We start from the raw sequence: 24223 nt of genomic DNA, 5'->3' as shown, positions 1-24223 counted from the left end.
AGACTTTTATGAAACTCACCATCCTTTCGGGGATTGCGATGCTGGCTGCGGTCGCCGCTCCCGCTGCCTATGCTCAGCCGGTCCATCAGGCTGCCGTCCAGCATAATGTGCTGCCGGTAAATGCGTCCTACAGCCTGGATTCGCAGACCAGCACCCGCGAAATCGCGGCCATCCCCGCGAGCCGCGCTGGTCAGTCCGCCTGCCGCTGGAAAGCCAATGTCGTGGTGAACCGCGCCGTCCACACCGCCGACAGCACGGCTGTCGCGGCGCTGGCCAAACCCATTCATCAGTTTGCGCCCCTGTCCGGCTATGAGATCGGCACTTGCCAGGCCGCCGAGAAGCGTATTGCCGCCGCCGTCGCGCGTCAGTCCGACAAGCTCGCCTCGCAGGCTACTGCCGTTGCCCAGCGCGATCAGAGCGCGCTGGTCGCGGAGCTGGACGGCGTTGCCGCGCTGAACCGGGCCAAGGGCGGCTGAGGCCGCCAGCCCGTTCTTCGTCAACCTATCCGGATGTCTAATTGCGCTTCCCCCCAATATGGGCGCATGGGCATCCGGATCGGCCATCATTGATCCAGGTCTCTCCGTGCCTTACATGGGGGACCAGAAACTGTCTGGAATTTCCATAACATGACCGCCCCCAATGTTCTGATCGTCGAGGATGATCCGGCACTGCGCACCCTGGTCATGCGATCGCTGCAGCAAAACGGTTTTAATGTCCGTCCCGCCGGTTCCGCGCCGGAAATGTGGAATATCATGACGGAACTGCCGGTTGATGTGGTGGTGCTGGACATCATGCTGCCGGGCACCAACGGTCTCGACCTGTGCCGCCAGATCCGCCAAAAGAGCGATGTGCCCATCATCTTCGTCAGCGCCAAGGCGGCGGAGGTCGATCGCGTCGTCGGGCTTGAACTGGGCGCGGACGATTATCTGACCAAGCCGTTCGACACCCGCGAACTGATCGCGCGCATCCGCGCGATATTGCGCCGGGGCCGGATGGATCGTCAGCATGAGGGCGGCGGCCGCCGGGAAGCGCATTTTGACGGCTGGACGATCAATTTCCCGCGCCGGGAAGTGACCTCGCCGACTAATGCGGTTGTCGATCTGACCGGGGCGGAATTTGATCTGCTGGCGAGCTTCATCGACAATCCGCAGCGGGTGATCGCCCGCGAACGGTTGATCGAACTGTCCCGCACCCGCCTGGGCGATAGCTCCGACCGTAGCGTCGATGTTCTCATCAGCCGGCTGCGGCGGAAATTGTCGCACAAGGGCGGCAAGGCGCCGATCGTCACGGTGCGTGGCATCGGATATATGTTCAGCGCTGAAGTCGAGCGCGTTTGAGGGCATTGCTGCACCCTTCCGTCGGCCTGCTCGGCCGTATTCTGGGGATCGTCCTGCTGACGATCCTCATCGAATTTTGCGCCAGCACGATCCTTTACGACCGCGCTAGCAAGCTGCGCGTCAGGGAAGATGAGGTGCATCGCGTGGCCGAACATCTCGCTGGCGCAAGCCGCGTGATGATTCAGAGGCCGCCCGCGGAACGGCCCGCTATCGCTGGGCGGCTTTCCAGCAAGAATTTCACCATACGCTGGGTTCCAACCTTGCCGCCGGCGCCGCCTATGTCCGCCGACCTGACCGAGATGCGGGACCAGATTACGCGATGGGAGCCTGTGCTGGCCCGCCACGACCTGCGGCTGTATCTCAAGGAGCCGGGGCGGGGAGGGATCGTGATGGGGTCCCTGCAACTCGCGGACGGCAGTTGGGTGACGTTCAAGGCGCCTCAACTGGTGGACGAAAAGAAGTTTCGCTTCACCTGGATCGTCATGATGGTGGTCGTCGCGCTTGGCCTCAGCCTGATCGCGGGACTGATGGTGCGTTCGACCCTGCGCCCGGTGCGCAAATTGTCGGAGGCCGCGGCTCGCATCGGCCATGGGGAGCAGGTGGAGCCGATCGAGGAGACCGGCGGCGTTGAGGTGCGCGGCCTGGTGCGCGCCTTTAACGAGATGCAGGCGCGCATTCATTCGCTGATCAATGACCGGGTGGAGGCGCTGGCGGCGGTCGGCCATGATCTGCGCACGCCGCTGGCCCGGCTGCAATTGCGCGCGGAGGGCATAGGCGACGAGGCGCTGCGGCAGGAAATCGGCAATGATGTGACGGAAATGTCGGCGATGGTCTCGTCGCTGCTCGCCTATCTGGGCGGAGAGGATGACCCGGAAAAGCCGCAGACAATGGATATCGCCATCATGGCCGCGACGCTGGTGGATGAGATTACGGATAGCGGCGGGCGGGCCGAATATGCTGGCCCAGACAATCTCGACCTGTCGGTCCGGCCGGTCGGGTTCAAGAGGGCGATCCGCAATCTCATTGAAAATGCGTCAAAATATGGCGAAACTGTGCGTGTCTCGCTGGAACGGGACGCCGACTCCATCATTCTGTCGATCGCTGATGACGGTCCGGGCATTCCGCCGGACCGGCTGGTCGATGCGCTCCGGCCGTTCGTTCGTCTGGACGCTGCGCGGGGCAGGAACACAAAGGGGCTGGGGCTGGGTCTTGCCATAGCCTTGCGCGCAATCGAGCGGGAAGGCGGCACGCTTCGCCTCTCCAACAGACCGGAAGGCGGCCTGCTGGCGCAGGTTTTTCTGCCATATATCGGAAATCAGACATAATTTTTAACAAAACTGCTGCGGCGCAGCAAAAGTCGATCCCTATCCTTTGATGACTGCCCGGACACCCCCCGTCTGGGCCATTTTATCTGAGGAATAGAGCCATGAACGAGCTCATCGGTCGAGTTTTCAGCTTCGAGAGCCACGTTTTCCCCACCCAGAGCGAGCTTTACGGCCGCCTGGCCAGCGATGGTCAAAGCCCCAAGGCGTTGATGATCTCCTGCGCGGACTCCCGCATCGTCCCTGAACATATCATGCAGGCGGATCCCGGCGATCTGTTCGTGTGCCGCAACGCCGGCAACATCGTTCCGCCGCACGCCAGCCAGTTGGGCGGCGTCACCGCGACGGTCGAATATGCCGTCATGGTGCTGGGCGTGCGCGACATCATCGTTTGCGGGCATAGCGACTGCGGCGCGATGAAGGCGCTGGCGACCGACGCCGATCTGGGATCGATGCCGAATGTTGCTGCATGGTTGCGCCACTCGCACGCTGCGCAGAAAGTTTGCCGCGAAAATTATCCGGCTGACCTCAGCCCGGCGGAAAAGCTCCGCAACATGGCGCTGGAGAATGTCGTGGTGCAGCTCTCGCACCTGCGCACCCATCCGTCGGTCGCGTCCGGCATCGCCCGCGGCGAGATCGCCCTGCATGGCTGGTATGTAGACATTCATGCGGGTCAGGTGCTGGGCATGGACGGCGAAAGCGGCCGCTTCGTGCCGCTGCGTGAAGGCGAGCCGCTGCCGGTTGCCCTGCCGCAGGCGCGCCGCCTTGCCGGCGATATCGCTCCCACCCTCCAGGCGGCGGAATAATCCAATGATGAAGGCCCTTTCCGGCGGCACCTTCAGCCGCGACTTCACTGCATCCATCGTGGTGTTCCTGGTCGCGATGCCCCTTTGTATGGGCATTGCGATCGCGTCGGGCGTGCCGCCTGAAAGGGGCCTGATCACTGGCATTATCGGCGGCGTGATCGTCGGCCTGCTGGCGGGATCGCCGCTGCAGGTCAGCGGTCCTGCTGCGGGCCTTGCGGTGATCGTGTTCGAAATCGTGCGGGATCAGGGGCTTTCGGCTCTTGGCCCCATTCTGATTCTGGCCGGCATTATCCAGTTCGTCGCGGGCATATTGCGCGTGGGGGGCTGGTTCCGCGCCATCTCTCCCGCGGTCGTGCACGGCATGCTTGCGGGTATTGGCGTCCTTATCGTCGTCGGTCAGTTCCATGTGCTGTTCGACGACCGGCCCTTGCCCAGCGGCCTCGCCAATCTGATGGCGATGCCAAGCAAGCTGCTGGGTCTTGATAATGAACCCGCGTTCATCGCCTTCGCGGTCGGCCTGGTCACTATCGTCAGCATGCTGGGTTGGGAAAAGCTCCGCCCGGCCTCGATGAAGCTGGTGCCGGGCGCGCTTGTCGGCGTTGTGGCCGCGACGCTCGTCGCCTTCTTTATGGGCCTGGAAGTGGCGCGGGTCACGGTGCCGGAGTCGATCGTCAGCGCGATCGCACTGCCCGATGAAGGGATTTGGAGCCAGTTCCTGAACCCGACGATCATTGCGACGGCGCTGGCCATCGCCTTTATCGCCAGCGCGGAAACGCTGCTGTCTGCGGCGGCGGTGGACCGGATGCATAATGGCGTGCGCACCGACTATAATAAGGAGCTGCGCGCGCAGGGCGTTGGCAACCTGCTTTGCGGCGTGGCCGGCGCGCTCCCGATGACGGGCGTTATCGTGCGCAGTTCCGCCAACGTCCAGGCGGGCGCCATGACGCGCTTGTCGGCTATCCTGCATGGCATCTGGATCCTGGGCTTTGTTGCGCTGCTGCCGTGGCTGCTTCAGGAGATCCCGATGGCGGCGCTGGCGGGCATATTGGTGGTGACAGGCGTTCGCCTGGTCAGCATCCAGCATGTCCGGCACCTGTTCCACAGCTATGGACCTCTGCCCGCCGTCGTATGGGCGGCGACGCTGATCATGGTGGTGGCGACGGACCTGTTGACCGGCGTGCTGGTCGGCCTGGGCCTGTCGATGGTCGAACTGCTGCCTCATCTGCGTAAGCTTGGCCTGAAGGTTGGCGAGCGTCAGGACGGGGAAGCGCGGGAGATCACGCTGGATGGATCGGCGACCTTCCTCACATTGCCGAAACTGTCCGCCAAGCTGGATGCCATCCCCGCAACCGGGGCGCTGAAGCTCAACATCGAGCGCCTGTCGCATATCGACCATACCTGCGCTGAGATGGTGAAGGAGTGGCTGCAGCGCCGCCGCCAGTCGGGCGAGCGCGTCGAGCTGCTGGGCGCCACGGGCCGGTTAAAGACGTTCGCCGACGCGGCATGAACGGACCGGGCTTGCCCCGATCCAGCCGATATTGCCCGCCGCATGACCCATGCGGCGGGCAATTTCCTTTTGGTGATTCGGAGCGATAAACGCCTCCCCAAAAGGCTGAACAGGCGAGTGGAAATATTCCGCCGCGATCAGTTAACCAGATGAATCAAACAAGAAATAATATAGAAATAAACCGTTGCCGATAGGTCACTAGCGGGCGGGATATGCCCTTCATCGGGCCGAATTGATTTCAGGATGCTGCGCCGCAATATTATCCTCGCCTCATTCGATCCGATGTTTCACCATCACTGATGAGATTGAGGCACGGCTCGGACGCAGGACGGAACATTTCTTTCAAATAAAGGGGAAATGTTCATGCGCTATCATCTGGCTTGCGCGGCCATCGCTCTTCTCTCGGCGGCAACTCCGGCCCTGGCTCAGGAAGAGCCCTCCAGCCCCATTTCCGTCACCGGCTCGGTTGGCCTGGTTTCCGACTACCGCTTCCGCGGCGTTTCGCAGACCGATGAGGAAATGGCGATCCAGGGCGGCATCACCGTCTCCCACGAAAGCGGCGCCTATGTCGGCACCTGGGGATCGAACCTCGCGGGTTGGGGCACCTTCGGCGGCTCCAGCATGGAGCTTGACCTGTTCGCCGGTTACGCCATTCCCGTTGGCGGCGCGACCATCGACGTCGGCCTGACCTGGTACATGTATCCGGGCGGCTCGGACAAGACCGACTTCGCCGAACCCTATGTGAAGGTCAGCGGCACCGTCGGCCCGGCAAAGCTGCTCGCGGGCGTCGCCTATGCGCCCAAGCAGGAGGCTCTTGGCCGCTGGTATCTGAGCGGCGCTTCCTACGGCACCGGCATTCCTGACGCGCCGGGCGACAAGGAAGACAATCTCTACATCTGGGGCGACATCAGCTCCGGCATTCCGTCCACGCCGCTGACCGTCAAGGCGCACCTTGGCTATTCGAACGGCAACTCCGGCCTTGGCCCGAACGGCACCAGCGTCGCGCCCACCGGCAAGTATCTGGACTGGATGGTTGGCGGTGACGTCGCACTCGGCCCGCTGACCCTTGGCGTCGCCTATGTCGACACCAACATCAGCAGCTCGGAATCGCTCTACCTGCAGCCGAACTTCTCGTCGACCAAGAATGGCTCGTCGATCGCTTCGGGTCAGGTCGTATTCTCGATCTCGGCGGCATTCTGATGCAAGGCATGGCGGGGCTGGTCAGCCGGTCCCGCCATGCTGTTCAGCCCGCCGCCTGACGGCGGGGCGAGGGCAGGGGGCGGTGGGTCAACCGGTCGTCTCCTGCCCCTATGATTCTGCGGACGCATGCGGCGACATCTTCGGGCTTTCTGCGCCTTGCCGACTCCATGGCTGAACGTGTGCGAATGATCATGCAAATCTCCGGCTGACGGTGGGATTATCCCCGGCCTGACGGCGCGAGGGTCGGCCTCTTATGGCCGCAATCATCTTGCAAACATGGTTAACAGACGCTGAGATGCAGCCTTCGGTTCCGCTATCTATCGTGAATTAAAGGGATTTTGTCGTAACAAAGCGGAAATATGACGATGATGTCAGGCGATCATCGCCCGCATCTGCTCATCGGTCAGCCGCTCCTCAAAGGCGATCCCGGCGAGGTGGGATCGCGACCAGACGCACCGGCCGAGGATGAGTTTGCCCTGCCATTCAATGCCCAGCAGGTCGCCATGCGAAGGCGTGATGGCGCAATAGAGCTTGGCTCCGCTCTGGGAGATGTTGACGATCTGGGCGCTCCTGCGGGTTCCCGCCCATAGCAGCTTGACCGGCAGGAATATCTCCAGCCGGTGGTCGCGGCGGGCGTCTATCTCCTGTTCCGCCCATGTCAGCAATGCTGTCTTCATAGCATTTTGCCTTTCGTCCGATCCGGACTTAACGCGAATATGCTAATGTTTCCTTGCTATATTGGGCCGCCCTTGCGCGCGATTGCGCTGGCGGTCGCATCTTTACTTGCGGCCATCGATGGAAATGCGCCCGCAGCCTCCGCCGTTCTATTTCTTTAATATCTGGGAGGGGTCGATTGGTGGAGAGTCGTCACCATACACAATCTCCTTGGGGCCATTCATGAACTGGATACGATATTCCCGATGGCCAATGCGCCAGCCATTGGCGGTCCTGACCCAATCGTCCGTATAGGTCAGCCAGATATACAGGATTTTCCCGGCATATGGCCCGACCCCTTCGTGCGACGCAAAGACGTTGACCTTGCTGTGCGCCTTGTCCCCATCGACATCGATCATCATGTTCGACAGGTCGTGCCGGGTATGGCCGCAAAAGGTTGGAGCGTTGTCGCCCAGATGGCCTTCGATCTTCTTGCGCACCGCCGCCAGGCTATATTCCACCGTGCCGCCGCCAAAGTCCCAGACGACATCGGGCTGAAACACTTCGGGCAGCAGGTCCAGCTTCATGCTGTCGACAATATCCGGCCAACGCGCGAGCCGCTCCTGAATCTCGGCGCGGTCGGAAAGCGTCTGCAAGCTATAGGATGTCGCAACCTTCATATCATTTCCCTTTGCATGCACGGGGGTCTGCGCCGTTCCGATTATCGTCGCGCATAGCGCCAACCCCATCGCGCTCGCCTGTAAAATCGTCATAATCTCTCTCCGTAGGGTGCGCGCGGCACAACGCTTTCGAAAATAGGATTAGTTTTGCATGCAATATTTGCAAGCGGCGGAGAGGTGGCGCTGGAAAATGAATTGCTCCCTCTCCCACGACCCTCGCTATTGGCTTCGCGCCCACGCCTCAGACGTGAGCGGCAGGCGACGCGCGCCCTGCCGGCAACATCGCCGTGGGCGCACTGGTTCGGATCATTTGACGCATGGGTTCAGCGCGAGATTCTGCCGGGATTGGAGAGTGTGGCGCTGGCTGCTGAGGACATGGGGCGGTAGTCGCTGCTCTGCGCGGCCGGGAGTAGGACGGGACATGGAGCGGCGCACATGCTCGCTGACGGTGCCCGCAGGTGCCAGCATAGGGTTGCGCGGGGCACTATTCGGCTGCCTGCGCCGAGGACCAGCGGACGGTCCCTCGTTAATCGAACATCCGCAGCAGCGGGGGTAGGCGACACCTCCTTCCGCCCTGACGCTGCCGGCACCCTACGCCCTCGGGCGTGGGGTGTTGTTATGATTGCTCGGGGAACTGGCGCACTACTTCAATTTGCCCAACGATCGCATCGTTGAAAGCATCCATTTCCTCTGCCGGTATCCAATATTCCTGATGCGCTCTGCCGCCGGCATCCTGCACCGAATATTGGTCGAGGTAATCCTTGCGCACTTGAAAGCGCGTTACAAAACCGGCCCCGCTCGCAGGGACGTTCCAGTCGCGTGCGATCTTGACCGCATAATCTTCGGTAATGACCGGATAGAAGATCGGCTGTTCAGGCAGGCGGGGCGGGAACGCCTTCATGCCAGTCTCTTCGATCAAACGAAGTTCGGCGGGTCCGACCGGCCTCCACAATGTGACGGTTGAAACTTCACTCATGGCATACCCCTGTGCCAAAATTTCGGCGATGGCGGAAGAGGTGGGATTCGAACCCACGGACGGGTTGCCCCGTCGCCGGTTTTCAAGACCGGTTCCTTAAACCACTCGGACACTCTTCCACGCCGTTTCGGGGCTGGCAGCTTACGACAGGCTTATGGGTGATTGCACCCGGTGAACCCGACCTACACTAACCCCTTGTAACCACACTCCTAATTTTGCACACAGGTCGCAAGCTCCAGCAGCTTTCAAGGCCGCTGCAATCGACCTCTCCGCCGCCCTTCCGCGTGTCGCGCTTCTTATCGCCCCTGCAGCCATTGCCAAGGCAAATCTTCATCGCGCCTTGAAGGCTTTAGGGGATTCACCTTATCGCCCGCCTGTGCAACAAGGCGGTCAGGGAGACTATCATGCGACCGATCATGCTGGCCGGGTTTCTGGCCGCCGCACTCATTCCCGGCAGCGCCGTGCCGCAATCCGCGCCATCGGGCGCGCAGATGGTGCAGCCCATTCCCGCGCAATCCGCATCGCCTTTGCCGGATGCGGGCTTTCAATCCTATCTCGCCGGGCTGCGGCCAAAGGCGCGGGCGATGGGTGTTTCAGAAGCCACGATGAACACGGTTTTTCCCGGTCTCACGCCCAATCCGCGCGTCATAGCCCTGGACCAGTCGCAGCCCGGAGGCAGCTTCGATTCCCCGATTCCCAATTTTGAGCCTTACCGGCTCCAGCATGTCGATGCCGCGCGTATCTCTCGCGGTCGGGTGGCGTGGCAGTCAAACCGGCCCAGATTATCGCAGATAGAGGCGCAGACCGGCGTTCCCGAAGCGATCATGGTCGCGATCTACGGCCATGAGACCAATTATGGCTCCTACACCGGCGATTTCGATCTGCTCCGGTCGCTTGGCACCTTGGCCTATGAGGGGCGCAGGCGCACCCTGTTCGAGCCGGAATTTCTGGCGACGCTGAAGATGCTGGACAGCGGCGTGCCGCGCTCCCGTCTGGTAGGAAGCTGGGCGGGGGCCACGGGCTATCCGCAATTCCTGCCGTCCGTCTATCTGCGCGTCGCCCGCGACGGCGACGGCGATGGGAAGGCGGATATCTGGACCAGCGAGGCCGATGCTCTCGCCTCCATCGCCAATTATTTCGTACGCGCCGGGTGGCGCAAGGGGCAGCCATGGGGCGTCGCCGTCACCCTGCCTGCCTCGTTCGACCGGGCCGGCGTGGCGAACCGCACCAACGCCGCCCGCTGCCCCCGCGTGATGGAGCGGCACAGCCGCTGGCTGACCATGGCCGAATGGCGCAGGCGGGGCGTGGTGATGAAGGGGCGGGCCTGGCCGGGGGACACTGTGCTGGCGACGCTGCTGGAGCCGGATGGGCCGGGAAAGACGGCTTATCTATTGACGAATAACTATCGCGTCATCCTCGACTATAATTGCTCGAATTTCTATGCGCTTTCAGTGGGTTTGCTGGCTGATGCGGTTGCCCAATAGCGTCGCGTTCCTCATCGCCTTTGCGTCGCTTGCATTGGCCTCTTGCGGCACGGTGGGCGGGGGCAGGGGCGGCTTTCGCGCCGTCTCGGATACGCCGGTGAAGATCGGAAAGCCTTACACGGTCAAGGGCGTCACCTATACGCCGCAGGCTGTCGCCGCATATGACGCCACCGGCTATGCTTCCTGGTATGGGAAGGAGCAGTCAGGCAATCCGACGGCCAATGGAGAGCGGTTCAGGCCGTCGGGCGTGTCCGCCGCGCACAAGACTTTACCCTTGCCCAGCTATCTGGAGGTTACGGCGCTGGACACTGGCAGGACCATATTAGTCCGCGTGAACGATCGCGGCCCTTTCGTGGGGACCCGGATTATCGACCTGTCGCAAGGCGCGGCGGAGCAGCTTGGCGTGGTCAGGAAGGGCGTGGCGGCTGTGCATGTCCGGCTCGTCGAACCACCGGAAAGCGACAAGGCGAAATTGCGCGCGGGAAAGCCGGCGGTGGCGCGCCCTCCCGTCCCGGCGGCGGAACTTGCCGCCCTGCGCACCCGTCTGGCGCAGGAGAGCGCCGTCTCCGCATCGAAGGGGTTTGCGGACTCGCGCATTGTGGCTAATGAACGGCCTTAACGGCTCCCGCCGGGGCATGATCCGGGACTGACAATGAAAAGAATTTCCTCCGCCGCTCTCCTGTTCACTCTTGCGGCGCAGCCGCTCGCGGCAGAGGCGCCGCCCTATACCAGCGAAGCGCCGATCGCCTATATGAAGGATCTGTCCTCCGGCGCCGTGCTGTATGACAAGGGTGGCGAGAAGCGGATGCCGCCCGCGTCCATGGCGAAGATGATGACGGCGCATGTCGCATTCCGCCTGATCCAGCGGGGCGAGTTGAAGCTGGACACGAAATTCACCGTGCGTCCGGAGACATGGCAGAAATGGCACGGCCCGCAGGCGGGATCGACCATGTTTCTTTCACCCGGCGAGCAGGTGTCGGTGAACGACCTGTTGCATGGCATCGTCACCCTATCCGGCAATGACGCCTGCGTCGTGCTGGCGGAGGGCATTGCGGGAACGGAGGAGGCCTTCGTCGCGCAGATGAACCAGGAGGCCGAGCGCATGGGCCTGACCGACAGCCATTTCGGCACGAGCAATGGCTGGCCCGACGAGGGTGTGACCTATGTCACCGCGCGCGACCTCGCCAAGCTGGCGGAAGGCACAATCCAGGAGACGCCCGACCTATATAAGCGCTTCTATGCCACCCGGTCGTTCACCTGGGGCAAGACGATGGGCGGCGCGGACATCGCGCAGGCGAACCGCAACCCGATCCTGGGCCGCATCACCGGCGCGGACGGCCTGAAAACCGGGCACACCGAAGAAGCGGGTTATGGTTTCACCGGATCGGCGGTTCAGGATGGGCGGCGGCTGGTCATGGTCGTTGCGGGTCTTACCAGCTTCAATGGCCGGATCGAGGAGTCGGTGCGGTTCATGGACTGGGGTTTCCGCGCATGGAAAGCGCAGCCCCTGTTCAAGAAGGGTGCTCTGGTCGAAACGGCCGAAGTGCAGCTTGGCGGAGCGACCGAGGTCGGCCTTGTCGCCCCGCGCGATCTCGCCGTCACGCTGCCCCGTACGGCTTCGTCCAATATCGGCGTGAAGGTGATCTATACCGGGCCGATCAAGGCGCCGATCAAGAAGGGCCAGGAAATTGCGCAACTCGTGGTTTCCACGCCAGACACGCCCGCGCAGATCATGCCGCTGGTCGCCGCCGATGACGTGACGGAGGCAGGCATGTTCGGCCGCTTGTGGAACGGCCTGAAGTCGCTGTTCGGGTGACGGGCCGCTTCATCACCCTTGAGGGCGGTGAGGGCGCGGGAAAGTCGACCCAGTTGAAGGCGCTGGCGCAAAGGTTGCGCGGCACCGGCCTTGAGGTCGTTGAAACCCGCGAGCCGGGCGGAAGCGCGGGGGCGGAAGCGATCCGCAGCCTTTTGCTCACCGGCGCGGAGGATCGCTGGAATGCGCGCGCCGAAGCTTTGCTCTTTGCCGCCGCCCGCGCCGATCATCTTGAAAAGACGATCCTTCCTGGGCTCCGCCGCGGGGCTTGGGTGTTGTCGGATCGGTTCCTCGACAGCAGCCGCGCCTATCAAAGCGGAGCGAGCGGTCTTGCCGATGCCGATATATTGGCGCTGCACCGCATTGGCAGCGAAGGATTGCTGCCCGACAGGACATTGGTCCTCACGCTGGATGAGGCGGAAGCCGCTGCCCGCGCCGCAAAGCGGGATCGTGGCGCGGCCGACCGGATCGGCGCGCGCGATACGGCATTTCACCGCCGGGTGGCGGATGCTTTTCGCGCCTATGCCTGTCAGGAACCGGGCCGCATCCGCCTGATCGATGCATCGGGGCAACCGGATGAGGTTACCGCCCGCCTCTGGGACGCCTTGTCGGACCTTATGCCATGACGCCATATTTCGGACAGGATGAGCAAGCCCGCACCCTAATGGATGCGGCCGCTGGCGGGCGAATGCATCATGGCTGGATACTCGCTGGACCGAAGGGCATAGGCAAGGCCGCCTTTGCCCGCGCCGCGGCGCTGCGGTTACTGGCTGACGCAGCAGGTCCGTCTTTTCAGTCCTCTGGGCTGGATGTGCCGGACGATCATCGGATCGCCCGCCTTTTCGTTTCGGGCGCGCACCCTGACTATGCCGAGCTGGAGCGGCTGGAAAAGGACAATGGCGACTATGCCCGCAATATCAGCGTGGACCAGGTGCGCGGACTGCAACGGCTATTCTCCAATGTGCCGTCCTTTTCCGATCGCCGCGTCATCGTCATAGACAGCGCCGACGATCTGGAGCGCGGAGCCGCCAACGCTCTGCTCAAGAATCTGGAGGAACCGCCGGCCGGAACGATTTTCCTGTTGGTGTCGCATGCGCCTGCGCGCCTTCTCCCCACCATCCGTTCGCGCTGCCGGTTATTGCGCTTCTCGCCGCTCCCCGATGATCAGATGCGGCAGGTGCTGAGGCAGAATCTGCCTGACCTTGCAGATGATGGCGAGATGGAGGCGCTGATCGCGATGGGGCAGGGGTCGCCCGGCCGCGCCCTGGAATTTGCCGGTCTCGGTCTGGCGCAGGTGGAATCGCTGATGCGCGAAATCCTGACGACCGGAGACCCCGACAATAGCCGGCGGTTGATGCTCGCGAAGATGCTGTCGCCCAAGGCCGCCCGGCCACGGTATGAGGCGCTGCTGGAACGTGGGCCCGCCTTCATCGCCGCGGCCGCTCGTGCGCGCGAGGGAAGGGCGCTTGCCACTGCCGTCGATGCGTGGGAGCAGGCGCGCAGCCTCGCGGCGGGCGCCGTCATATTGTCACTGGACCCGTCTTCTGTGGTATTCGAGCTGTGCAGCCTCATCGCTGGGATCGCTGATGTGCGAGAGGCCGCCTGACGCCGCCACGGCCCGCGCAAATCACGCGGTTATCCGCGCATAGCCGCCTTGTCCTGCGCGATTTTCGACCGTAGAGCACGACGCTATGTCAAAGCCCTTCACCCTTACGACCGCGATCAGCTATCCCAATGGCCGCCCGCATATCGGCCACGCCTATGAAGCGATTGCAAGCGACGCCATCGCACGCTTTCAACGCATGATGGGCCGCGACGTGTTTTTTCAGACCGGTACGGACGAGCATGGCCTGAAAATGGATCAGACGGCGCGGGCGAGGGGAATTGAGCCTCGCGCCCTGGCAGACGAAATGTCATCCTATTTCAAAGAAATGGATGACGCTCTGAACATCAGCTATGATCGTTTTATCCGCACCAGCGAACCCGCGCACCATCGCGCCAGCCAGGCGATCTGGCAGGCAATGGAGGCCAATGGCGATCTGTATCTCGGCCGATATGAGGGCTGGTACTCCGTTCGTGACGAAGCCTTTTATGACGAGAAGGAGCTGATCGACGGGGAGGGGGGCACAAGACTTTCGCCCCAAGGCACACCTGTCGAATGGACTGTCGAGGAGAGCTGGTTCTTCCGTCTGTCCAAATATCAGCAACCCTTGCTGGACCTCTATGCTGCGCAGCCCGATTTCATCCGCCCAGACAGCCGCCGGAATGAGATCATGCGTTTTGTCGAGGGGGGCTTAAGCGACCTCAGCGTTTCGCGCACCAGTTTTGACTGGGGCGTGAAGGTGCCTGGTGGCCACGAGAGCGACACATCCCATGTCATGTATGTCTGGGTCGATGCGCTGACCAACTATATTACAGGCTGCGGTTATCCCGACGACCCGGAACGCATGGCCCGCTATTGGGCGGAGGGCGGCGATATCATCCATATCATTGGCAAGGATATTGTGCGTTTTCATACGGTTTACTGGCCGGCCTTTCTGATGAGCGCAAAATTGCCGCTGCCGAAACAGGTGTTTGGCCATGGTTTTCTGCTCAATCGGGGGGAGAAAATGTCGAAGTCCGTCGGCAATGTCGCCGACCCGTTGGAACTGGCGGAACGGTTCGGTGTGGATCAACTCCGTTATTTCCTGCTGTCAGAAGTTACTTTCGGCAATGATGGCAGTTACAGTGCGGAGGCGATTATTGGCCGCGCCAATAGCGATCTCGCCAACAGTTTCGGCAATCTGGCGCAACGGACCCTGAGCTTCATTGCCAAGAATCTGGATGGCGCGCTGCCGGCGGGAGGCGCATCCGATCCCGCCGACGCGGAATTGCGCGATTTTGTGAGCGGCGCAGGAGCCGACTTTGCCGCCGCCATGGGCGACCTGGCGCCTTCACAAGCGATCGAGGCATGGATGAAAGCCGTATTCGCCTGTAACGCCTATATCGACGCGCAGGCGCCTTGGGCGCTGCGCAAGACCGACCCGGACAGGATGACGGCAGTGTTGGCGACGCTCTACCAGGCTATTGGCAACCTTGCGATCATCATTCAGCCAGTAATTCCGGCAAGCGCCACGGCGCTGCTTGACCAGATGGGCTTGCCCGCCGATGCGCGTGGCCGTGCCGCCATCGATGGCGCATGGTATGACGCGCTATCCTCAAGCAGTTTTATATTATCTCCTCCTAAGCCTTTGTTTCCACGCCTTGAGCTTGCAGAATCCGAGGGGTGATCCATGCTTGTCGATAGCCATTGCCACCTGAATTATAAGGGGCTGGTCGAGGACCAGCAGGCTGTGCTGGAGCGGGCGCGTGGGGCGGGGGTTGGCGTCATGCTCAACATCGCCACACGGGAAAGCGAATGGGACGCTGTGCTCGCGACGGCCGAACGTGAGGCGGATGTATGGGCCACGGTGGGTATTCATCCGCATGAGGCCGATGAGCACCCCCATATCGATACGGCCAAGCTGGTGGAGCGCGCCGCTCATCCGCGCGTCGTCGGTATCGGCGAGACCGGACTAGATTATTATTACGACCATAGCGATCGCGACCGGCAGAGGGCGTCCTTCCGCGCCCATATCGCCGCGTCCCGCGAGACCGGCCTGCCGCTTGTCGTCCATACGCGGGAGGCGGAGGAAGATACGATCGCGATATTGCGGGAGGAAATGGGGAAGGGGGCCTATACCGGCGTCATCCACTGTTTCACCGCAAGCGGCGCCTTTGCCGACATGGCGATGGAAATCGGCTTTTACATCAGCATTTCTGGCATCGTGACGTTCCGCAATGCAAAGGACTTGCAGGAAACCGCCGCCCGGTTGCCGCAGGACAGGCTACTGATCGAGACCGATTCTCCGTTCCTGTCTCCTGTCCCGCACCGGGGGAGGCCATGCGAGCCGGCTTTCGTGGCCGACACCGCACGCTTCCTCGCCGGTTTGCGTGGGGAAGATGTCGATGACCTTGCCGCCTACAGCGCGGAAAACTTCCGCAGGCTATTCGCCAAGACGGTGCAATGGGTCTGAAGGTCACGATCCTGGGTAGCGGCACCTCATCGGGTGTTCCGCGCATAGGCAATGACTGGGGCGCATGCGATCCCGCTGAACCGAAAAATCGCAGGACACGGCCTTCCATCCTTGTCGAGACGGCAAGCACCCGCCTGCTGGTTGATACCTCGCCGGATCTGCGCGAGCAGCTCCTCGCTGCTGGCGTGATCGATATCGATGCCGTTTTATGGACGCACGATCATGCCGACCACAGTCATGGCCTGGACGATGTGCGACAACTTGCGCACCACCGCCGCAGTCCCATGCCAGGCTATGCCCGCGCAGAGACGCTGAGACTATTACAGCGCCGGTTTGTTTATGCTTTTGAAGGACATGGCGGCTATCCTCCAATCATCGCTGGCCATGATCTGCCCATGGAGATCATGATCGGAGATATTATGATCCATAGCGTAGATCAGCCTCATGGCGAGATATTTTCCACTGGATTCCGGTTCGAATATGACGGAAAATCAGTGGGATATGCAACGGACTTCCATGAAGTTACGACCGCCATGGCGTCGCTGTTTGCGGATATCGACCTGTGGGTTGTCGACGGCCTGCGCCGGGAGCCACACCCAAGCCATCCGCATCTGGCGTTGACATTGGATGCCATTGCGCAGGCGAAGCCCAGCCGTGCGGTGCTGATCCATATGGATCAGAGCATGGACTATGCGACGCTGCGCGCGACGCTTCCGCCCGGTGTTGAACCTGGATATGACGGCATGGTGGTGGATCTTTCATGAGCGGCGACCAGACGGCGCAGGTGATCTGGTATGTCCTGGCGCTGACGCTCGTCGGGTCCGCATTGCTTTCGCGCCGGGTCAGCCTGAAGGGCGCGCTTGGCATGGCGTTGATATGGGTTGGCATATTCCTTCTGGTGCTAATCGCATTCAGCTACCGTCAGGAGCTGGGGCTTGTCGCTACCCGCGTTCAGACCAAGGTTACCGGCGCGCCGCGCCAGCAAATGGAAGGCAATGCTATTCGCATCGCGCTGGCGGCTGACGGCCATTATTGGGTCGAGGGCAATGTGAATGGCGTGCCCGCGCGCTTCCTGGTCGATAGCGGCGCGAGTATTACGGCGCTGTCGGAGGCTACCACGCGTCTGGCGGGCCTCATTGTCGATCAGCAGCGCATCGCGATGATGCAGACAGCCAATGGTCCGGTAGAGGCCAAATATTCGGTCGTGCCTACATTGGCGGTCGGCGCTATCAAGACAAGCGATTTGACTGTCGTCGTGTCGCCAGCTTTTGGCGAGGTCAATGTGCTCGGCATGAATTTCCTGTCACAACTGAAAAGCTGGCGTGTGGAGGATGGCGAGATGATCCTGGAGCCTAAATGACGGTTCGCTCGCCTGACACCGACCCTGCGATTATTTAACATAATATATATTATCGGATTTAGATATGCGTGATTCTCAGGGCAGTTCCAGCACTCCCCTCCCGCTTTCGGACGGTAGAGAAGCCAGCGTCGCGGACATTATGCCGCTGGCGCGTGTCATGGCGCGTTTGCGTGATCCTGTGACGGGATGCCCTTGGGACATCGAACAGAACTTCTCCACGATCGCGCCCTATACGATCGAGGAAGCCTATGAGGTCGCTGACGCCATACAGCGTGACGACATGGCCGCGCTCAAGGATGAACTGGGCGATTTGCTCCTGCAGACGGTGTTCCACGCGCGCATGGCGGAGCAGGCCGGGTATTTCGCGCTGCAGGACGTCATCGAGAATATTTGCGCCAAGATGGTCCGGCGTCATCCCCATGTGTTTGGCGATGTGCATGCGCAGGATGGTGTAGCGGCGCAAATGAACTGGGAAGCGATCAAGGCAGCCGAGCGCGCGGAGAAAGAGAGTGATCCCAGCGCCCTGGCTGGCGTTGCCATCGCGCTTCCCGCATTGTTGCGTGCGGAGAAGTTGCAGAAGCGGGCTGCGCGGACGGGATTTGATTGGCCGGATACCGGAGGGGTCATCGCCAAGATTCAGGAGGAGATTGTCGAGGTGGAGACCGCCACCTCCCCGGCGCATCGAGAGGAGGAGATCGGCGACCTGCTGTTTGCGGTCGTCAACCTTGCCCGGCATCACAGGATCGACCCGGAAACGGCGCTGCGTGGCGCGAATGTGAAGTTTGAAAAGCGGTTCAGGGCGATGGAGGATCAGGCCGGCGCTGGCTTTGCTGCCCTGTCTTTGGACGATAAAGAAAAGCTCTGGCAGGCCGCCAAGCAGGTATGACCGCCCTCTCCATTCGCCCTGCGACGTCGGATGACGCCGAAGCGATCTGGGCGATTATCGAACCTGTTATTCGTGCCGGAGACGTTTTCGCCCTTCCACGTAACATGGTTCGGGATGACGCCATAGCCTATTGGCTTGGTGGAGACCACATACCGTTCATTGCCGAAGAAAATGATGAAATTATAGGAAGTTATTATATTCGTCCCAATCAAATGGGCGGCGGCGCTCACGTCGCGAATGCGGGTTATGCGACGGCCCAAGCTGCTACCGGCAGGGGCGTGGCGCGGGCCATGTGTCTCGATTCGCTGGACGAAGCTCGCGGGCGTGGCTTCCGGGCCATGCAATTTAACTTTGTGGTGAGCAGCAATGTTCGCGCGGCCGCCCTGTGGCGGAGCCTCGGCTTTGCAGAGGTAGGGCGGCTTCCGGGCGCATTTGATCACCCTGCCCTTGGTTCCGTTGACGCGCTGGTGATGTGGCGCGCGCTTTAGTTTTCATGCCTTGCGCGCGCCAAACCGCGCCGCAGCAGCGTCGCTCAGACGAGCATCGACTTGCAAAATATCCCCCTCTCCCTTCGTAGCCAGGACTTCGCCATGCTCATGCAGCCAAGCGAGCGAGGCGCCGTCGGTGGGATCAAGCGTCAGGTGATAGACGGTACTGCCAGCGGTCAGGCTATCACTCATGCGCCGCTGGAGGCTGGCCACCCCTTCCCCAGTCATGGCCGATACGAGCGCGACATTATCCTGACGGGCAGCGACCTCACGGGCATGGGCGGCCGTTTCGGAATCGAGCAGGTCGAGTTTGTTCCATGCCTCTATGATCGGCGGTTGGCGCGTGTCGGCAGCCTCGCCGATAACGCCAAGTTCCGCCAGAACCTCCAGAACATCGGCGCGCTGCGCCTCTGTATCGGGATGGGCGACATCGCGGACGTGCACGATCAAGTCGGCGGACATCACCTCCTCCAGCGTTGCGCGGAAAGCTGCGATCAATTGGGTCGGCAGGTCCGAGACGAAACCTACCGTGTCAGACAGGATCGCTTTGTCGAGACCGGGTAGTGCGATCTGCCGCATGGTGGGGTCGAGCGTTGCGAACAACAGGTCTTCCGCCATGACGTCAGAACCCGTCAAGCGGTTGAAAAGCGTTGATTTTCCGGCGTTGGTGTAGCCGACCAAGGCGATCACCGGCCATGGCGCCTTTTGCCGCCGGGCGCGGTGAAGGCCGCGGGTGCGGGTCACCTGATCCAGTTCGCGGCGGATCTTCGCCATCCGGTCGCGGATCATCCGCCGGTCAGCCTCTATCTGGGTTTCACCGGGACCGCCGAGAAAGCCGAAACCACCCCTCTGCCTTTCAAGGTGAGTCCAGCTTCTGACGAGGCGTCCGGCCTGATAGTCGAGATGGGCAAGCTCCACCTGCAACCGCCCCTCATTGGTCGCGGCCCGTTCACCGAAGATTTCCAGGATTAGGCCGGTGCGGTCGATGACCTTAGCCTTCGTGCCCTTTTCCAGATTGCTTTGCTGGACTGGGGTCAGGGCATTGTCGACGATGACCAACTCTGCCTCATGGTCCATCGCCAGCGCGGCGATGCTGTCCACCTGCCCGCTGCCAAACAGCGTGGCCGGGCGCTTCTCCCGCACGCGAAAGCTTTGCGACGCGCGGACGTCGATGCCGATGGCGAGCGCGAGTCCCCTCGCCTCCTCCAGCCGGGCATCGACATCGCGCCGATCCGCACGCATGTCGCCATGCACCACGATGGCGCGTGCGCCGCGCGTGACCTCGTCATCGCTGTCGCGCTCGAACACACTCATGCCGATACTGCCGTGAAGGGATCAGTCCTCGCCTTCACCCTCGGCCGTGAGGTCGAGCGCATGGGCGGGCTGAACGGTCGATATGGCGTGCTTATAGACCAGTTGCACCATGCCGTCGCGTCCGAGCAGCATGCAGAACAGGTCGTAAGCGGCAATCTCACCCTGAAGCATCACGCCGTTCACGAGGAACATGGTGACGGAGTCGCCGGACTTGCGCACAGCGTTCAGGAAGATTTCCTGGAGCAGCTTGGGCTTGCGGTCATTGGCTTCGGCGCTCTTGCGCACCTCGGTCATATCCATCGGTTGCGCGGGCATAACCGTGGAGATGGCGTGCTTGTAGACGAGCTGCGATTGTCCATCGCGCCGCAGCAGAACGGAGAAGTTGTCGAACCAGGTGATGATGCCCTGAAGCTTTACGCCCTTGACCAAAAACATGGTGACGGGGGTCTTGCTCTTGCGGAGGCTGTTCAGGAAAATATCCTGAAGATTATTGAGTTTATCGGCCATGATCGAGCCTTTCCTTATTGGCGGGACGTTGCCCGCTCTCGCGCCCTTGCAGGGCATCGTGCCGTCCCCCGCGCATCGGGGGGAGCGGATCAGGTCATATCGCAATTGCGAAGGGACGTCCATCGGGCATGCAACCAGCACGTCCGGCCAATATGAATGCGTCCCCTTCTCCGTCAACCGCCATCCTTACCGTCGGTGATTCCCAGCAGCTTGAGTTTCCGGTGGAGAGCGGACCTTTCCATGCCGATGAAGGTCGCGGTGCGCGAGATATTGCCGGAAAAGCGGCGTATCTGAACCCGCAGATACTCCCGCTCGAAGCTTTCCCGCGCTTCCCTTAGCGGGGCACCCATAATGGCCCCCTGCCCCATGCTCTCGGCCGATCCGCCGCCAGTGGTTTCCGCGGGAAGCATGTCCAGCTCGATCCGTCCGATGCGGTCGCCGGGCGCCAGGATCATGGTCCGTTCGATGACATTGCGCAGTTGCCGCACATTGCCTGGCCATTCGCCAGCCTGCAGCGCAGCCATGGCGTCCGTTGCCACGTCCGGCGCGGGCACCCGCCGTTCTGCAGCGAAACGGGCGAAATAATGCTCGACCAATGGCGGAATATCGTCCCGCCGTTCCGACAGGGGGGGGATGGTGAGTGGGACGACATTAAGGCGGTAAAACAGATCCTCGCGGAAGCGCTTTTCCTCAATTTCCGACGCAAGGTCGAGAGCGGTGGAGGAGATAACGCGCACATCCACCTTGACCACCCGCTGGCCGCCGACGCGGGTGAAGCTCTGCTCAGTGAGAACGCGCAGAATCTTTCCCTGGGTGGTGATCGGCATGTCCGCTATCTCGTCCAGATAGAGGGTGCCGCCATGCGCCTGTTCAAGGAATCCGGGGCGCACCATGCCGCCCTGATCCTCTATGCCGAACAATTCCTCCTCCACTCTTTCCGGGTCCATGCGGGCGGCGGAGACGATGATAAAGGGCGCGTCGGCGCGGCCGCTCCAGGCGTGAAGCATACGGGCGGCGACTTCCTTGCCGACGCCCGCCGGACCGGAGATGAGCACCCTGCTGCCAGTGCCTGCCACTTTCTTGATGGTGGCACGCACAGTGTTGATGGCGCTGGAATTCCCGGTGAGTTCGTCATCCTGACCGACGCGGGCGCGCAGGACCTGATTTTCGCGCCGCAGCCGTTCCGTCTCCGTCGCACGGGCGACCAGGTGGAGCAGCCGGTCCGCCTCGAACGGCTTTTCAATGAAATCGGCGGCACCCCGGCGGATTGCCGCCACGGCCGTATCGATATTGCCATGACCGGAAATCATGAGAACGGGAATGGACGGATCGCGCTTCTTGATCTCCTCCAGCAGCTCAAGGCCATCCAATCGGGAGCCTTGCAACCAGACATCAAGCAAGACCAGCGAGGGCCGGCGCATGCTGAGCGCTTCGATGGCGGCGTCACTGTGGGCGGCGGTGCGAGTCTCGTACCCCTCATCCTCCAGCACGCCGGCGACGAGATCCCGGATATCCTCCTCATCGTCGACAATCAGAACATCAAGCGTCATGAGCCGTCACTATTCCTTTCACAGGTGCCGTATCCCGGCCTTCTTCCATTTTTTCCAGCGCAGTCAGGTCGAGCGAGATCGACACGCACGCGCCGCCACCAATCGCATCAGTGAATGACAATTCTCCGGCATGTTCCTCGATGATCTTCTGGACGATGGCGAGTCCAAGCCCCGTTCCCTTCGCCCGCGTTGTCATATAGGGTTCCAAAATGCGGTCCCGTTCGGGCGGCAGGCCGATGCCGTCATCAGTCACCATGATGAGCAGTTTCCCATCATCTTCGAGCGACAGGTCCATGCGCACATGGCCCGCCATGCCGCCATCCTCTCGCGCGGGTTTGGGTTCGATCGCCTCGACTGCGTTCTTGACGATGTTGGTCAGAGCCTGGGCGATCTGCCGCCGGTCGCAGACGATTTCCATGCCGCCAACGTCCGAATGAAATTCGAAAGCGATATTGGGATGCGCGACCTCGTGAAGGAACAGCGAATGGCGAGCGATATCCGCAATGGCTTCCCGCCGGAATAACGGCTTGGGCATACGCGCAAAGGACGAGAATTCGTCAACGATCCGGCGCAAGTCGCTCACCTGACGGACTATGGTGCCGGTAAGTCGAGTAAAGGTGCTGGGATCATTAGTGATCTCGCCCGCATAGCGCCGCTGCAGCCGTTCGGCGGCGAGTTGGATGGGCGTCAGCGGGTTCTTGATTTCATGAGCGATGCGGCGTGCGACATCAGACCAGGCGGCGCGGCGCTGGTCGGAGAGTTGTTGGGTGATGTCGTCAAAGGTGAGGACGTGGCCCGATGCGTCCTTCGACACCTTGACGGCAAGGGTGCGCAGGTCGCTATGCGCCCGTACCTGGACGATCGCGGCATTCTCTCCGCCATCAACCAACTCCGCCAGTTCGACAGATAGCGCCGACAGCGGCTTGCCCAGGGGGGCGTCCCCCTCCTCCACCAATATGGCGAGGGCGGAACTGTTCATCAGTCGGACCATGCCTGCCTGGTCAACCGACAGCACGCCCGCCGTTACGCCGGACAGGATTGCCTCGATGAAGGCGCGGCGATTGTCGAGTTGGCCGTTGGCGGCGACCAGCGCGCCGGTCTGCGCCTCCAGCCGCTGCGTCATGCGATTGAAGGCGCTGGCGAGAGTGCCGATCTCGTCGCGGGCATGTGGGCCGGAGACGCGGGTCGAGAGATCTCCTGCCGTGATACGGCGGGCGGCATCCACCAACTCATTCACTGGACGGACAAGCCAGTCGGCGACTTTCAGCGCGATCCAGACCGCTATGCCCACCAGGAGCAGCGATCCGAAAAACAGGGCGATGTTGAAACGAAGCTGCAACTGGCGGGAACGCGCGGCAAAGGCGTCATAGTCGGTGAGCACGGCCTGTGCTCGCTCCACCTGGCTGAACGCAGGGGCGTCGGCGTCGCGGGTGGCGTAGAGATAGATTTTCGCGTCCGGGTCGAGCAGCGTGAAGGCTTCGATTTGGTCCGGCCGCGTATTGACGACGACATTTTCTCCACCAGAAAGCTTTTCGATAACGGCCTTGGACAGGATCTGTTCTGCCGGCCGGCTGTCTGGATCGACCGTGGCGGCGGTACGCGCGACGCCGTCCTTGCCAATCTCTATGATCGCAGAGCGATTCAACTTCCGGGTTACGACCTGATAGATATAACCTTCCGCGAACTTCGGGCTGGAGACGCTTTGCTGGGCGAGATAGTCACGCAGATCGCTGGCCATCGTCAGCGTCTCGTCACCGACCTCACGGACATTTTGCTCATAATATCCGCGCGCGAAGTCGCTGGCATTCTGCAGCATCCCGCGCGCGCTGTCCGAGAACCAGAATTGCACACCGTATTGAAATAGCAGCGAAGCGAAGATCACGACCAGGAGCATCGGCACGCTGGCGATCGTTGAGAAAATGGCGACAAGTCGGACATGAAGCTGCCCGTCGCTGCCCACGGCGGAACGCGCCGCTCTACGCTTCGCCACGCGCCGTCCGAGCAGCACGAGCAAGGCGATTGCAGGCACCAGATTGGCGACGAGCAGGAGCGCAACGATTGGCGGGGTCAACAGTGTATATGATTGGCCCTGGCTGGAAACCAGCATGTAGGTAAGGCCGGCCGTGCACAGAAACAGCAATAACGTGCCGATTTCCAGCAGGACGGCAAAATCGCGCGACCGCATGCTCGCCGGCAGGAATCGACGCCAGTCCGTGGCCTCGCCATCGCCGGCAGGATCAATCGCTTCGTCCGTCATCGTTGCATCAATACAACAATAGCGTGC

The 24223-nt window shown here is 61.8% G+C and carries 24 protein-coding genes and 1 tRNA gene; 17 read left to right on the top strand and 8 right to left on the bottom strand.

The window, feature by feature from the left end:
• Positions 1-8: 8 nt before the first annotated feature.
• From KFK14_RS12195 to KFK14_RS12170, 6 genes are all read left to right on the top strand, one after another.
• Complete coding sequence (locus KFK14_RS12195; RefSeq protein WP_070153324.1) at positions 9-476, top strand: hypothetical protein; 468 nt, start codon at positions 9-11, stop codon at positions 474-476.
• Positions 477-626: 150 nt separating this feature from the next.
• Entirely contained in the window at positions 627-1337 is a 711-nt protein-coding gene (locus KFK14_RS12190; RefSeq protein WP_070153321.1) for a response regulator transcription factor, read from the top strand.
• Between the two features lie 5 nt (positions 1338-1342).
• A complete protein-coding gene (locus KFK14_RS12185; protein ID WP_246524613.1) occupies positions 1343-2662 on the top strand; it encodes an ATP-binding protein in 1320 nt (439 codons plus the stop codon).
• A gap of 101 nt (positions 2663-2763) precedes the next feature.
• Positions 2764-3465 (top strand): carbonic anhydrase, encoded by a 702-nt coding sequence (locus tag KFK14_RS12180; protein WP_070153316.1) that lies wholly within the window; start codon positions 2764-2766, stop codon positions 3463-3465.
• Between the two features lie 4 nt (positions 3466-3469).
• On the top strand, positions 3470-4972 hold the full coding sequence (locus tag KFK14_RS12175; protein ID WP_070153313.1) for a SulP family inorganic anion transporter: 1503 nt from the start codon (positions 3470-3472) through the stop codon (positions 4970-4972).
• Between the two features lie 357 nt (positions 4973-5329).
• On the top strand, positions 5330-6172 hold the full coding sequence (locus KFK14_RS12170) for a TorF family putative porin (protein WP_070153310.1): 843 nt from the start codon (positions 5330-5332) through the stop codon (positions 6170-6172).
• A 371-nt stretch (positions 6173-6543) separates the two neighbouring features.
• On the opposite strand, the gene KFK14_RS12165 is transcribed toward KFK14_RS12170, so the two are convergent.
• From KFK14_RS12165 to KFK14_RS12150, 4 genes are all read right to left on the bottom strand, one after another.
• Positions 6544-6849, bottom strand: coding sequence for a PilZ domain-containing protein (locus KFK14_RS12165; protein WP_212607819.1), 306 nt, complete (start codon positions 6847-6849; stop codon positions 6544-6546).
• Between the two features lie 147 nt (positions 6850-6996).
• The gene (locus KFK14_RS12160) at positions 6997-7599 is read right to left on the bottom strand and encodes a nuclear transport factor 2 family protein (protein ID WP_212607818.1); all 603 of its coding nucleotides are present in this window, start codon (positions 7597-7599) and stop codon (positions 6997-6999) included.
• A 523-nt stretch (positions 7600-8122) separates the two neighbouring features.
• The gene (locus KFK14_RS12155; protein ID WP_246524611.1) at positions 8123-8482 is read right to left on the bottom strand and encodes a hypothetical protein; all 360 of its coding nucleotides are present in this window, start codon (positions 8480-8482) and stop codon (positions 8123-8125) included.
• 29 nt (positions 8483-8511) lie between these two features.
• A tRNA-Ser gene (locus KFK14_RS12150) sits at positions 8512-8601 on the bottom strand.
• 372 nt (positions 8602-8973) lie between these two features.
• Here KFK14_RS12150 and KFK14_RS12145 point away from each other — a divergent pair.
• The 11 genes from KFK14_RS12145 to KFK14_RS12095 all read left to right on the top strand — a co-directional run bounded on the left by KFK14_RS12145 (position 8974) and on the right by KFK14_RS12095 (position 18568).
• Positions 8974-9966 (top strand): lytic murein transglycosylase, encoded by a 993-nt coding sequence (locus KFK14_RS12145; RefSeq protein ID WP_246525043.1) that lies wholly within the window; start codon positions 8974-8976, stop codon positions 9964-9966.
• Positions 9950-10585, top strand: a complete 636-nt coding sequence (locus KFK14_RS12140) for a septal ring lytic transglycosylase RlpA family protein (RefSeq protein ID WP_212607817.1) — start codon at positions 9950-9952, stop codon at positions 10583-10585. The genes KFK14_RS12145 and KFK14_RS12140 overlap by 17 nt, the downstream gene beginning before the upstream one ends.
• A 33-nt stretch (positions 10586-10618) precedes the next feature.
• Complete coding sequence (locus tag KFK14_RS12135) at positions 10619-11782, top strand: D-alanyl-D-alanine carboxypeptidase family protein (RefSeq protein WP_212607816.1); 1164 nt, start codon at positions 10619-10621, stop codon at positions 11780-11782.
• Positions 11752-12405 carry a dTMP kinase gene (tmk, locus tag KFK14_RS12130; RefSeq protein ID WP_246524609.1) on the top strand — a complete coding sequence of 218 codons (654 nt, stop codon included), beginning with the start codon at positions 11752-11754 and terminating at the stop codon, positions 12403-12405. The genes KFK14_RS12135 and tmk overlap by 31 nt, the downstream gene beginning before the upstream one ends.
• Positions 12402-13385, top strand: a complete 984-nt coding sequence (locus KFK14_RS12125; protein WP_212607815.1) for an AAA family ATPase — start codon at positions 12402-12404, stop codon at positions 13383-13385. Before tmk ends, KFK14_RS12125 begins: the two co-directional genes overlap by 4 nt.
• An 85-nt stretch (positions 13386-13470) precedes the next feature.
• Complete coding sequence (metG, locus tag KFK14_RS12120; RefSeq protein WP_212607814.1) at positions 13471-15048, top strand: methionine--tRNA ligase; 1578 nt, start codon at positions 13471-13473, stop codon at positions 15046-15048.
• Between the two features lie 3 nt (positions 15049-15051).
• The gene (locus tag KFK14_RS12115) at positions 15052-15834 is read left to right on the top strand and encodes a TatD family hydrolase (RefSeq protein WP_212607813.1); all 783 of its coding nucleotides are present in this window, start codon (positions 15052-15054) and stop codon (positions 15832-15834) included.
• The gene (locus tag KFK14_RS12110) at positions 15825-16598 is read left to right on the top strand and encodes an MBL fold metallo-hydrolase (RefSeq protein ID WP_212607812.1); all 774 of its coding nucleotides are present in this window, start codon (positions 15825-15827) and stop codon (positions 16596-16598) included. The genes KFK14_RS12115 and KFK14_RS12110 overlap by 10 nt, the downstream gene beginning before the upstream one ends.
• Entirely contained in the window at positions 16595-17194 is a 600-nt protein-coding gene (locus tag KFK14_RS12105) for a retropepsin-like aspartic protease family protein (RefSeq protein ID WP_212607811.1), read from the top strand. The genes KFK14_RS12110 and KFK14_RS12105 overlap by 4 nt, the downstream gene beginning before the upstream one ends.
• Positions 17195-17333: 139 nt before the next feature.
• Entirely contained in the window at positions 17334-18080 is a 747-nt protein-coding gene (mazG, locus tag KFK14_RS12100; RefSeq protein WP_212611137.1) for a nucleoside triphosphate pyrophosphohydrolase, read from the top strand.
• On the top strand, positions 18077-18568 hold the full coding sequence (locus tag KFK14_RS12095; protein WP_212607810.1) for a GNAT family N-acetyltransferase: 492 nt from the start codon (positions 18077-18079) through the stop codon (positions 18566-18568). The genes mazG and KFK14_RS12095 overlap by 4 nt, the downstream gene beginning before the upstream one ends.
• 3 nt (positions 18569-18571) lie before the next feature.
• Here KFK14_RS12095 and hflX read toward each other — a convergent pair whose 3' ends face one another.
• From hflX to KFK14_RS12075, 4 genes are all read right to left on the bottom strand, one after another.
• Positions 18572-19882: a GTPase HflX gene (gene hflX, locus KFK14_RS12090; RefSeq protein ID WP_212607809.1), complete on the bottom strand. Its 1311-nt coding sequence runs from the start codon at positions 19880-19882 to the stop codon at positions 18572-18574.
• Positions 19883-19903: 21 nt separating this feature from the next.
• Positions 19904-20446, bottom strand: coding sequence for an RNA chaperone Hfq (gene hfq, locus KFK14_RS12085; RefSeq protein WP_083276713.1), 543 nt, complete (start codon positions 20444-20446; stop codon positions 19904-19906).
• A gap of 116 nt (positions 20447-20562) precedes the next feature.
• Positions 20563-21939: a nitrogen assimilation response regulator NtrX gene (gene ntrX, locus KFK14_RS12080; RefSeq protein ID WP_212607808.1), complete on the bottom strand. Its 1377-nt coding sequence runs from the start codon at positions 21937-21939 to the stop codon at positions 20563-20565.
• Positions 21929-24124: a sensor histidine kinase gene (locus KFK14_RS12075; RefSeq protein WP_246525042.1), complete on the bottom strand. Its 2196-nt coding sequence runs from the start codon at positions 24122-24124 to the stop codon at positions 21929-21931. The genes ntrX and KFK14_RS12075 overlap by 11 nt, the downstream gene beginning before the upstream one ends.
• Positions 24125-24223 lie beyond the last annotated feature (99 nt).

The organism is Sphingobium phenoxybenzoativorans (assembly GCF_018286635.1).
GTDB classification, from domain to species: Bacteria; Pseudomonadota; Alphaproteobacteria; order Sphingomonadales; family Sphingomonadaceae; genus Sphingobium; species Sphingobium phenoxybenzoativorans.
The sequence above is the reverse complement of the archived record's forward strand: the minus strand, read 5'-3'. Positions and strand labels throughout refer to the sequence as shown.